Origin of the sequence: Chryseobacterium indoltheticum (assembly GCF_003815915.1) — a bacterium.
Taxonomy (GTDB): Bacteria; Bacteroidota; Bacteroidia; order Flavobacteriales; family Weeksellaceae; genus Chryseobacterium; species Chryseobacterium indoltheticum.
The window spans coordinates 95,853-108,248 of the sequence record NZ_CP033929.1; the positions used below are offsets into that span (position 1 = coordinate 95,853).

Below are 12,396 nucleotides of genomic sequence, written 5' to 3' on the forward strand. Positions count from 1 at the left end.
CTTACTATGATTCCTCAAAATTTTAAAGATATATTATCCAATACTGAAAATGCAGGTTTGTATCAAACATTGGCTCTGATTTTCTTTATGTTGTTTTTCATAGCTTTGATAATCTATGTTTTTAGCAGGCCTAAAAAATATTACAAAGAAGAAGAGCACGCTCCACTTGGGGATGACGAAGATGATTTTAATTTAAAAAATTAAACTATTTATTATGAGACAAAGAACACCGGTTGTTGTAAACATTTTAATAATAACAGTATTATTAGTAATATTTTATTATTTATTTGTTCAGAGCTACTCGTTTTTAGCTTCACCATATTTCTGGGGAACTGTTGTGATCAGTGCTATTTTGGCATACATTCACAGCGCTATCGGAGATTTGATTGAGAACAATAAATTTAAAAAATTAACGGCTGAAGAGAAATCTGCTTATTTAAATGAAAAGAAAATTCCTTTTCTTAGAAGACAATATGATGCAGCTTTCAAAAAGCAATCAGACACTCACGAAAAAGATATTCTTATCGACCATGGTTTCGATGGAATTATGGAATTAGATAATCAATTACCAAAATGGTGGTTAGGTCTATTCTATTTCGGAACTGTATTCTGTATCGTTTATATTTGTGCTTATGCTTTTACAGATTTTGCACACCCAATAAGCGAATACGATAAAGAATATAAAGAACAAGAAGCTGCAATTGCAAAATATCTTGCAGATCAACCACCAGTAACAATAGAATCGGCAGTTTTCTCTGAAGATAATATTGCGGCAGGTGAAGAAATTTTCAAAACCAACTGTGTATCTTGTCACTCAGATGGTGGTAAGGGAGGTATCGGACCAAACCTTACAGATAATTTCTGGCATAACCAACCTGAGAAAACATTATTCAAAAACGTATTTCACGTAGTTGAAAATGGTGTTACAGGAACAGCAATGCAGGCTTGGGGCAAAAATGGAGTTCTTCCAGGAGGTGATATTGAAAAAGTAGCAGCGTATGTTTACTCTATCAACCAGCTAAAAAAACCAATTACACCTAAAGAAGGAGGCGCACCACCATACGGTGATGAAGCTCATTGGGAAAAACAGTAATTAAAAAAAATATAAAGCATATGAAAAACATAATTTGTTATTAGATAAAAATAGTAACGAATTATGTTTTTTCGTTTTTTAAAACCTAATATAAATGTCAAAAATAGATGAAGACATCGCTCGCGGTGGACAGGGGCAGGTTTTAGACCCTGAGACCTATAGAGATTCTATAGGCACAATGGAACAATCCGGGAAAAGAAAATGGGTTTTTCCAAAAAAACCAAAAGGTAAATACACCAATTACAGAAACCTCGTAAGTTATACGCTGCTAATTGTATATTTTGCCATTCCGTTTATTAAAATCAATGGAAATCCGTTCTTTTTATTTAACGTTATCGATAGAGAATTTTTTATTGCAGGACAGCCATTTTATCCGCAAGATTTTTTTATCCTTACACTAGGCGCTATTGCATCTCTTATTTTCATTATTATTTTTACGATTGCATTCGGAAGAATTTTCTGCGGGTGGATTTGTCCTCAGACAATTTTTTTGGAATCTGTCTTTCGTAAAATAGAATACCTGATTGAAGGAGATCGTAATAAGCAAATGAAGCTTGACAGACAGGAGTGGAATACAGAAAAAATCTGGAAAAGAAGTTTAAAGTGGGCGGTTTACATAATAATTTCTTTAATCATTACCCACTTTATGTTCATGTATATTGTAGGATATGAGCAGGTATTAAACATTATTTCAGAAGGGCCATTTACTCATCCTACCAACTTTATGGTGATGATTCTGTTTACGGCTGCTTTTTACTTTGTGTTTGCATGGTTCAGAGAGCAGGTTTGTACACTGGTTTGTCCCTACGGAAGATTACAGGGTGTTTTAATTGACAAGGAAACCATCAATGTATTTTACGATTATAAAAGAGGTGAAAACCGTTCTAAATGGAGAAAAGGTGAAGACCGAAAAGCAGCAGGAAAAGGAGATTGCATCGATTGTTATCAGTGTGTGGTAGTTTGCCCTACCGGAATTGATATCAGAGACGGGCAACAGCTGGAATGTGTAAACTGTACGGCATGTATCGATGCTTGTGACGAAGTGATGGAAAAAGTTGGTTTACCGAAGGGTTTGGTGCGTTATGCATCTGAAAAGGAAATAGAAACCGGCGCTCCGTACAAATTTACCGGAAGAATGAAAGGCTTTGCAGTCGTTTTGGTCTTATTGGTAGGATTTTTAGGATATTTACTCTCAAGTCGTGGCGAGATGGAAGCAAAATTCATTAAACCTGCGGGAAGTACCTTCTTTGTAAAAGACGGGAAAATACTCAATACATACAACTATACTTTCCTTAATAAAACAAACGACAAAAAAATTGTTACGATCAAAGTAATCGAGCCTGCTCATGCAGAAGTAGGGTACAGCGCATCGAGCAAAATTACTGTAGAACGTGACAAGATTTCTAAAGGGACGATCAACATCAGCTTTCCGGAATCGGAAATGAATCTGTCTAAACAAAACATCACTATCGGCGTTTATGATATGAAAGGAAAATTGATCGATTCTTATCAAACGTATTTCGAAGGACCTTTTAAATTACAGTTTTAAATTTTAAATTATGAAAAATTTCACTTGGGGACACGGTATTTTTTTAGCTCTAGCCTCATTTATTATATTTATTTTATCAATGATTTTTCTTTTTCCAAACGGACAGAAAAACTCTGAAATGGTGACCGACAAATATTATGAAGAAGAACTTCTTTACCAGTCTGTAATTGATGCTAAGAAAAGAGCAGACTTACTTGAAGAAAAACCGGCGTATTCTCAATCCGCTGAAGGAATTAAATTGACCTTTCCAGAAGGTATCGACAACTCAAATTCTGTGGTAAGTTTTGTCTTAAACAGATCTGATGATCAAAATCTGGATGTTAAAAAGACGGTTAAGCTAGATGCAAATCGGGCATTCGTTATTCCTGCTTCGGTTTTGAAAAATGGTAATTATACTTTAAGACTCCATTGGATAAAAGATAAAATCGACTACAGACTCGATTATGACGTGATATGGAAATAGCATTGATCATATCTGCAATTGGTTTAGGCTTCGCATCCGGTTTTCACTGTATCGGAATGTGCGGTCCCATAGCGTTATCAATGGGTTTAACCAAAAAGCAGGCTACGAATTACTATCTTCAAAATCTCACGTATCAGTTCGGGAGAATTGTCACTTATGCTTTTTTAGGTGCAATTCTGGGAATTGTAGGTCAGGGATTTGAGATGGCAGGCTTTCAGCAATATCTTACCATCGGAGTGGGGGTTTTGCTGATCATCATGGCATTATTTTCATTTGGTGGAAAAGATTTTGCTTCAAAAATTCCTTTTATTTCCAAATTTCTTTTTAAAGTTAAATCAAACCTTGGAAAACTGCTTCAGAAAGCAGATTACCGCTCAAGATTCACCACAGGTATTCTGAATGGATTTTTACCATGCGGAATGGTCTATATGGCTTTAACGGCAAGTCTTGCAAGTGGCGGAATTTGGCAGGGCGCTTCTTTTATGGCATTATTTGGATTGGGTACACTTCCATTTATGTTTACTGTCGTCTTAGTCGGAAATCTGATGAATCAGGCATTTAGAACTAAAATTTTAAAAGCAATTCCTGTTGTAATGATTATCCTTGGTGGATTGTTTATTCTACGAGGCCTTGAACTTGGAATCCCTTACATCTCTCCGCCATCGGAAGCAATGAAAGTTTCTCCGGAACATGATGTGAATTGTCACAATACAGATCCTAATCATAAACATAATGCGGTAACGTGTCATTAATTAATCATTATGAAACATACATTTAGTTTTTTATTTATAATTCTGTCTCATTTTTTTCTCTCTCAACAAGGAAAAATAATTAATAATCAATCTATAGCTTTCGAGATTTCAGATAAAAATGATCCTATAGAATTATTGTCTATGACACAAAATTAGATCATAAAAAACCGGTATTCTTATGGTGCCAAGGGTCTTTACCCTATCCAATGTATGTCAATTCGAAAGAAGAAGGACTTTGGCTAATTGGAGGCGGAATTACCAATTTTGACATTGCCAATATTGTAAAAAATTATCACTTGGTTATCATTTCAATGCCTAAAACACCTTTAATAACTGACGAAAAAAGATATTAATGAATCTTATTGGTATTATGGTAATTCTAAAAATGAAAATCAGCCCACTTTAGAGTTCCAAAAAGCAGATTATTTAGAAAATTACGCAAATCGCGCTCAAAAAGTTCTCAAATTTTTAAATAAGCAAAATGGGTAGACCATTCGCAATTAATTGTTGCGGGTTCTTCTCAAGGTTCGAAAGTTGCGACTAAAGTTGCGGTTGCTAATAAAAATGTTTCTAAACTGGGATTATTTTCAGCAAATCCATTTGGAAGAATTGATCAGAGCATCAGAGCGTATCGAAAAAATGCAGAAAAAAAACAAATCTCTTGGGAAGAGGCCAATAAAGGAATTGAAGAGGAATATCAAATGTTCAGAGATGCGTACAACCCAAAAAAGTTAGCACAAAGACCAGAACTTCTTGCCTGGAAATCTTTCTCAGTACCTTTATTAAACGATTGGTTACAATTCAAAAAAACCAATTTATTTAGCCTACGGAACTCATGATATTGCAAGTGATTTAAACGACATCGTTCCGCTTTATTTCATCAGAGAAAACAACAACAACCTTACACTGAAAAGATATTTAAATTTCAAACACAATTTCTTTAAAGTGGAAAACGGAAAAGTCAATCACGAAAAACCACATTGGGAAGAAGTGATGAATAATTTTGTAGCTTGGACGTTGAAGTAGAAAGGGAAGGATAATAAAATTATACTTCTCATTTAAAAATAGCATGCATCTGCTTTATTAAAGTTACCAGTATAAATTTTCAACGTCACGCATATAAAAATTAATTCAATCGTATAGAATAAAAGCTACCCATATTAGACAGCTTTTATATTTATTAAAAATCATCAATCAAATTTAATATCTCCTAGCTGGATAAACTTTCATATCACTTGACTTTACCAAATCAGAAATTTGAATATTACCAGATAGTTCGTATTTTACATCAAATGCCGAAATATCAGATTTCTGAGTAGATGTCCAACCGCTACCATAACCATTTATTGATATATTAGCTTTTTTAAGCTCTTGTGAAAGGATAAGTAATTCCTGACTTGATGGTAAATACCAATCAGACATTCCATTTCTTACAAGATCTAAACAAACTTTTGCAGCACAGTTAACTCCCGGATTATTAGCAGCAATTATTATTGAATTCTCCAGACCTTTACCAAAATCAGGATAAGTTCCAGAAATAAACAAATTAAGATCTCCCCATCTTGCCCCTTGTGCAGACGTTCCATAATAAGCACCTTGAGGGTGAATTTCCATATATCTCCAACCATCAGTGATTTCTCCTTTGTCGTAACCTACGTATCCTCCACCTGGTCCGAAATAACCAGTTGTTTTAAAACTTGTTTCCGCAGTGTATGTATAAATACCTTCACCTGTTTTTATGAACCCTCTCACATAATATGTTGTATTTGGTTGTAACGTTCCAGACTTTACCTCAAAGTTTGTAGGACCTTGTGCGATAGTTGTCACAGAAGCATTGTTGATAACTGTAGGGTTGGGTGTCGTTGCATACACAAAACCAGGTGTTTCACCTTGTCCATCTTGTTGTACAATATTACCTCTGAATATTGCCGTCGTTGGAAATATTTCTGTTGTTGTACGTAAACTGATTGTTTTTGGAGGTGTCGAAGGAATAGGATTTGAAACATTGATAAATGTAGAATCATCAGAATCACTTCCGCCACATGAATTAAGAATCATTACCATTAAGGTAAAAAATAAAAATTTGTATTTCATCATTTAAAAATTTGTGACTAAAGTACTTATTTTTTTCAATAAAAAAAGAATTAATATTGAAAATCAACAACATACATTTCACCAAAAAAAAGCCACCGAAATTCGGTGGTTTCATTATATAAAATAAATTCTAAATTTTAATTAATCAATTCAAATCTCGCATATTCAGCGATTTTCTTAGGAAGTTTAATTCCTTCTGCTGTCTGATTATTTTCAAGCAAAGCTGCCATAATTCTTGGCAAAGCCATTGCAGAACCATTTAACGTATGCACTAACTGAGATTTTCCGTCTGCTTTGTAACGACACTTCAATCGGTTTGCCTGGAAAGTTTCAAAATTAGAAACTGAACTTACTTCCAACCATTTTTCCTGAGCGGCACTCCAAACTTCAAAATCATAAGTCATTGCAGCGGCAAAACCTGTATCACCACCACAAAGTCTTAATACTCTGTATGGCAACTCAAGATCTTCTAAAATAGACTTGATATGTTCTACCATTTCTTCCAAAACAGCATAAGAATTCTCAGGTTTCTCTAATCTTACAATTTCTACTTTTTCAAATTGGTGAAGACGGTTCAAACCTCTTACGTGAGCTCCGTAACTTCCCGCTTCCCTTCTGTAGCATTGTGAAAATGCTGTGTTTTTAATTGGAAGATCTTTTTCGTCCAACAAAACATCACGGTATAAATTCGTCACCGGAACTTCCGCTGTTGGAATCAGATATAAATCATCTGCATTGATGTAATACATCTGCCCTTCTTTATCCGGCAATTGCCCAGTTCCGTAACCTGAAGCTTCATTCACAACATGCGGAGGATTAACTTCAAGATAACCTGCATCCGTATTTTTATCTAAGAAATATTGAACCAAAGCTCTCTGAAGCCTCGCTCCTTTCCCAAAATACACAGGAAAACCGGCTCCGGCGATTTTTACTCCCAATTCAAAATCGATCAGGTTGTATTTTTTTGCCAGTTCCCAGTGAGGAATCGCACCTTCTCCTAAACCTTCCACATCATGAGACTGATAAATAATTTCGTTATCATCTGCAGAAACACCAGCCTTTACCAATTCGTAAGGAACGTTTGGAATCTGATACAAAATAGTAAGCAAAGATTTCTCAATGCCTTCAAGCTGTAACTGTAATTCTTTACTCGACTCTTTGAACTGTGCTGTTTTAGATTTGGATGCTTCAGCTTCTTCTCTTTTTCCTTCTTTCATTAAAATACCAATTTCTTTGGAGATTTTATTGATCTCTGAAAGTTGAGAATCTAATTCAAACTGAATTTTTTTTCTTTCTTCATCGGTAACGATAGCCTCGTCTACCAATTCAAGATTCTTGAATTGTCTTTTCTTAAGACCTTCTAAAACGCGTTCTTTATTGTCGCGCAAAAAATTAACCTGTAACATAAGTTAGTTGTTGGGTGTTTGATGATGGGTGTTTAATGCTAAATTTGATGAAGAAGCTTTTTGATAACTTCCATCATCCTGCATCACACATCCCGCAATTATGCAAATTTAAGATTATTTTATGACTGTTGCCACATTTGGCTGGTCGGGAACTTTTGTAAACACCAATTGGTTGTTATAAAGTACTCTCGAAACTTCAAAAACAGTTGGTGACGAACGATAAAATATTTCGAGCTTATCTTCAACTACAGGAGCATTCTGCGTTTCGGATATCTTCTTGGTCAAAGAAACCTGAATTTCAGATCTATAAATTTTATTTCCATCCGAATCATCTTCTACAAACTGTCTTGTTGCTCCTGCAAGATACTCCAGATAGTAAGTGGAATCAGCAAGCATCTTACGATTATAGCTTACATTCACATTATCTTTTTCTGCCAGTTCATCAATAAAAGAAACCCCGGTATAAGAACCTATTTCTGTCGGTTTCAAGAGGTCATTTCCTGATGAATCTTTGATATAAATACTTAAAAGCTGATCTATTTTCTGCAGAGAATCTTCATCACTTCCGCAACTGAGAAGAGTGAGACTGATAAGCGTTAAAACAAGAAATATTTTCTTCATTCTTACAAAGATAAAATATTAATGAAAAATAAGTTTATTGATTTTCAAAATATTTCTGATACCAAAGCTCAAAAGTCACCAATTGCCAGATTTTCACACAATCGTACTCGTTTTTTTCATTGTTCCACCATTGATCAATAATTTCTGGCTTGAAGAAATTTCTCTTTTTTAAGCTATTCAGATTTTCAAGAATAAATTCTCTTACTTTCGGCTCGGTTTTAATAAAATGAGCAAGTGGAAAAGAAAATCCACGCTTTGGCATTTTCAGAATTTCTGCAGGAAGATATTGGTCTGCAACTTTCCTTAAAAGTGGTTTATTCTTAATTCCGTTGTATCGTAATTTCTCAGGTAAAGAGGAAACATAATCAATCAAATCGTTGCTCAAATAAGGATAACGAAATTCAACACCATATTTCATTGCACTCAAATCATCTCTGAAAACATGGTGTGAAGAAAGTGAATATTTCATATCATACTCAAAAAGACCTTGATAATCTTTGGTTTCAGATAATTTTTTATCTTTTAAATTCGTTTTAATTGTATTAAAAACAACATCAGAAAAAATGCTTTTAGCCTCAAAAGGTTTCATACCAACCTGACTTTGTCTGAAAAAATCAAGCATATCGTCCTGAGAAAAATAATTTTTTACTTTTCTTGAAAAATCATCATTGGTAAAAATAAAATGGCGGACCGCATTAAACTTTCTCATCGAAAGCCATTTATTAAGCTTTATAGAATGAGAATATCCCGCAAAAAGCTCATCGGCTCCATTTCCGCTTAAGACAACTTTAAATCCTTTATTCTTTGCAAATTCTGCAGCGTTCATCAGGACTTCAAGACTGCTGTATGGTTCTTCAAAATGCTGAACATTTTCTTTTAATTGGTTTAAAATCTCTTCATCAGAAACTTTTTTCACATCATGCTGAATATCAATTTTTTCAGCCATTAAAGAAGCATTTTTCACTTCGCTTTCCGAAAATTGATAAGAAATGGTAAATGCGTTGATGTCACTTTTGAATGGTTTAGCTTTCGCAGTAATCAAGGTTGAATCTATTCCGCCACTCATCATACTTGTGACCGGAACGTCAGCAAAAAGCTGTTCTTTAATACTTTCAGCAAGTAAACCATCTACTTTTGCAGCCGCTTCTTCTGCCGTAATATTTTCTATTTTTTTAGTCGGAAAATTCCAATAAAGTTGTTTTGATATTGAGAAATCATTTAAATCTAAAACTAAGAAAGAAGCAGGATCTAATGAAAATATATTTTGAAAACACGTCTCCGGCGCTAACGTGGTTTGAAAAAGAAAATTAGTGTAAACTCCATTCCAATTGATTTCTGGCTTGATGTATTCATTTTTCAGAATAGATTTTATTTCGGAAGCCCAAACTAAAACATTTTCATTTTTAAAATAAAACAAAGGCTTTAAACCTACTCTATCTCTTCCAAGAATCAACTTTTGTTTTTCTAAATCGACTAAAGCAATGGCAAACATACCGTCAAATCGGGAAAACATTTCCGTTCCCCACTCTTCGTACGATTTTAAAATAACTTCTGTATCTGAATTGCTTTTAAAATGATAACCTAAAATTTCAAGCTCTTTGCGGAGTTTTTTAAAATTATAAATCTCTCCATTGAATGTAATCGTAATTTTATCATTATCTGAAAGCATCGGTTGATGACCTTTTTCAGATAAATCTAAAATGGAAAGTCTGCGAAAACCTAAAGCAATTTTTGAAGAAAATTCATTTAAAACAGGAAAAGTTTCTTTAATTTTTTGTATTGAATCTTTTCCAGAGAAAGATTTACCATAAAAACCATCAGAAATCCAGAAACCTTCATCATCCGGCCCGCGGTGACGAATTGCATTATTCATCTCTAAAATATTTTTAGACGAAATTTCTTTCCTGAATGAATAATAACCGCAGATGCCGCACATATTTTAAAACTTTTTCGATTGGTAAAAATAAGGATTTGATTTTAGTACGTTACATTAATTCTAACCAAGAAAACATCAATGACCTTTTTTAGAAAAAGTTTTAATCAACGTATTAATTTCATCTTTAGAAATGATGTAATCTTTTATTTTAAATTCGGTAGACTGATAAAATTTCCAGAATAATATCGTTGCAGAAACTACGTAAGATAAGGTCGTTACAAAACAAGCTCCCCAAATTCCCCATTTTGGAATAGCAAAAAATGAAAAAATAACCGTTATAAATAATCCTACAATCGATTTTATATTTAATATTTTCAACTCTTTAATTCCTGAAAAATAATAACCGATCATATCGCTTACTGCAATTGCTAAAATTCCAGGAGCTAATAAAAGCATAATGAGTTTGGTTTCATTAAATTCTTTTCCAAAAATAAAAGGATACACAAAGTCCGGAATAATCAGAATTCCTAAGACAAAAACAAGCATTAATGTGAATGAAAGTTTTAACGAAGACTTGGTTTTAACAATAGATTCTTCCCTATTCTCACTGTTTACAACATCAGAATAGAGAACGACCGCAATACTTCTTGTGATCGTCCATATTGCTTCTGAAAATGTGATTCCGATAGAAAAGATTCCGACAACAGCAATTCCTTCAAAGTATTCTAAAAAATAAAAAGAAAGCCTATAGTTTAAAAACTGAATGAATGCACTCAACTGAGTTTTCCAACCGTATTCGAACATATTGATGAATACAAATTTTGAAAATGAAAATTCTGAAAATTTACATTTCTTCAGGATTAGAATAAGACTCGTCAAAAACAGAAATGCTAAGCAGAAAATCTGAGCTAAAAAGTAAACCGAAACATCTTTCAGCTTAACTATATAAATCAAAATTGCGATAAATAAAACATGAAAAAACTGCTGTAAAACAGTATAAATATTGAAAAACCGAATATTCTGCGTCCCAATAAACAGACTAATATTGGTTGATAAAAGTGATGAAAAAACAGAAATACCAATCAAATAATATAGAAACTCATTCTGAATGGCCGCAAAACTGAATATCAAAGGAACCGCAGTTCCTACAATGAGCGACCAGAGATAAGAGTAAACCAGAACCTGCTCTACCTTAAATTTTCTTGCGAAATAAGATGTGCTGCTTCCGGAAAAAATACTGCTAAAAAAACTTACCAGAGCTACATTGGCAATGACAATTGAGATCGTGCCTTTTCCTTCACTTCCCCACATGTTGGTAGAAAAGATGACCAGACCAAAGCTCAAAATCAAAATTAAGAACCTCGAAATAAAAGTCTGAACAACTTTAAGCTGCTTCATGGATTGTTTTTTGGTAAAGAATTTTTGATAAAGTTAACAAAAGAATTCTTGATGACATTCCAATTGTAATTTTGCATAAACTCTTTTCTGGCATTGGCTGCATGAAGATGATAAAGTTTTGGTTCGTTAAGATAAGCTTCAATATAATCTGCAATCTTTTTAGAATAATTTGGATTCACCAAATATCCAAAATCAGAAACATCAATATGCTTTCTGATTCCTTTTAAATCTGAATAGATAATGGGTTTTCCCGCTCCGATATAATAGAAAAGTTTAATAGGCAGCGAATGATGATTTTCAAAATTAAAATTCCTTAAGTCAAAACAAATATCAGCATCAGCAAAAGCTTTTGTAAATTCTTCGAAAGAAGTCGGTTTTCTGATTTCGATATTTTTGACTGAAGATTGGGCAAGAATATCCGAGAAATAAATTTCGTCCTCTATTTTTCTCGTAGAACCAACAATCAAAATTTTGATATTTAACTGAGGATTTCTTTTATGAAGTTCTTCAACTGCATTGAAAAAATTTCCGATTCCTTTATCTTCTGAAATTGCGCCTGTGTAACAAAGCGTTATTTCATTTGGCTTTAATTCCTTAATGTTTTCAGAAACGAATCGTTCGTGAGGATAATACGGCAGGATGATTTTCTTTTTAAAAGGAAAAAAATAAGCCAATGGAAACTTTTTAGTTTCTTCACCAAAGATAAAATAAGTACTTAAAAAACCAGCGTACAGCTGAATCAGAAAAAATTTGAATCCATGAACCCATTTCATCAGAAAATTGTAATTCTGAAGCATCGACATTGCAGGATACCATTCTGTGATATCGTAAACGATACTTACTTTTTTCGTTTTACTGAATTTTTTAGCCGCAATTACGGCAATCGGTTCAGAACAAATGATACAATCCGGCTGAAAAGAATTGCAGACTTCCGTAAATTTCTGAATTTTTGTCTGTACAGATTCGTTTAAAATATCAAAAGACTCAATCTCAATACCATCAATTTCCCCTTTAAAATAGCTTGTTAAACTACAAATCTTAACGTCAAAATTATTTATAACCAATTCTTTTGCCTGATGAAAAAAGATTCTGTCATCATCAAAATTATGTGCAGTGGTTAAGAATAGAATTTTTGGCATAGAAG

General features: G+C 33.5%; 12 protein-coding genes. 6 read left to right on the forward strand and 6 right to left on the reverse strand.

Annotation, left to right across the window (positions count from 1 at the left end):
* Positions 1-6 precede the first annotated feature (6 nt).
* From EG358_RS00450 to EG358_RS19560, 6 genes are all read left to right on the forward strand, one after another.
* On the forward strand, positions 7-204 hold the full coding sequence (locus EG358_RS00450) for a cbb3-type cytochrome oxidase subunit 3 (protein WP_076561990.1): 198 nt from the start codon (positions 7-9) through the stop codon (positions 202-204).
* Between the two features lie 10 nt (positions 205-214).
* Complete coding sequence (locus EG358_RS00455; RefSeq protein WP_076561991.1) at positions 215-1,093, forward strand: cbb3-type cytochrome c oxidase N-terminal domain-containing protein; 879 nt, start codon at positions 215-217, stop codon at positions 1,091-1,093.
* 94 nt (positions 1,094-1,187) lie between these two features.
* The gene (gene ccoG, locus EG358_RS00460; RefSeq protein WP_076561992.1) at positions 1,188-2,642 is read left to right on the forward strand and encodes a cytochrome c oxidase accessory protein CcoG; all 1,455 of its coding nucleotides are present in this window, start codon (positions 1,188-1,190) and stop codon (positions 2,640-2,642) included.
* A gap of 10 nt (positions 2,643-2,652) precedes the next feature.
* Entirely contained in the window at positions 2,653-3,105 is a 453-nt protein-coding gene (locus EG358_RS00465; RefSeq protein ID WP_076561993.1) for a FixH family protein, read from the forward strand.
* Positions 3,096-3,857, forward strand: a complete 762-nt coding sequence (locus EG358_RS00470) for a sulfite exporter TauE/SafE family protein (protein ID WP_076561994.1) — start codon at positions 3,096-3,098, stop codon at positions 3,855-3,857. The genes EG358_RS00465 and EG358_RS00470 overlap by 10 nt, the downstream gene beginning before the upstream one ends.
* A gap of 206 nt (positions 3,858-4,063) precedes the next feature.
* Entirely contained in the window at positions 4,064-4,210 is a 147-nt protein-coding gene (locus EG358_RS19560; RefSeq protein ID WP_159436394.1) for a hypothetical protein, read from the forward strand.
* Positions 4,211-5,057: 847 nt separating this feature from the next.
* Here the strand turns inward: EG358_RS19560 and EG358_RS00475 are convergent.
* From EG358_RS00475 to EG358_RS00500, 6 genes are all read right to left on the reverse strand, one after another.
* The gene (locus EG358_RS00475; RefSeq protein ID WP_123889982.1) at positions 5,058-5,954 is read right to left on the reverse strand and encodes a hypothetical protein; all 897 of its coding nucleotides are present in this window, start codon (positions 5,952-5,954) and stop codon (positions 5,058-5,060) included.
* Positions 5,955-6,088: 134 nt separating this feature from the next.
* Positions 6,089-7,357 (reverse strand): serine--tRNA ligase, encoded by a 1,269-nt coding sequence (gene serS, locus EG358_RS00480; RefSeq protein ID WP_076561996.1) that lies wholly within the window; start codon positions 7,355-7,357, stop codon positions 6,089-6,091.
* Positions 7,358-7,471: 114 nt separating this feature from the next.
* Positions 7,472-7,978, reverse strand: coding sequence for a hypothetical protein (locus EG358_RS00485; RefSeq protein ID WP_076561997.1), 507 nt, complete (start codon positions 7,976-7,978; stop codon positions 7,472-7,474).
* A 34-nt stretch (positions 7,979-8,012) separates the two neighbouring features.
* Positions 8,013-9,914, reverse strand: coding sequence for an asparagine synthase (glutamine-hydrolyzing) (asnB, locus tag EG358_RS00490; RefSeq protein ID WP_076561998.1), 1,902 nt, complete (start codon positions 9,912-9,914; stop codon positions 8,013-8,015).
* Between the two features lie 75 nt (positions 9,915-9,989).
* Positions 9,990-11,252: an MATE family efflux transporter gene (locus EG358_RS00495; RefSeq protein WP_076561999.1), complete on the reverse strand. Its 1,263-nt coding sequence runs from the start codon at positions 11,250-11,252 to the stop codon at positions 9,990-9,992.
* Positions 11,249-12,391 carry a glycosyltransferase gene (locus tag EG358_RS00500; protein WP_076562000.1) on the reverse strand — a complete coding sequence of 381 codons (1,143 nt, stop codon included), beginning with the start codon at positions 12,389-12,391 and terminating at the stop codon, positions 11,249-11,251. The genes EG358_RS00495 and EG358_RS00500 overlap by 4 nt, the downstream gene beginning before the upstream one ends.
* Between the last annotated feature and the right edge of the window lie 5 nt (positions 12,392-12,396).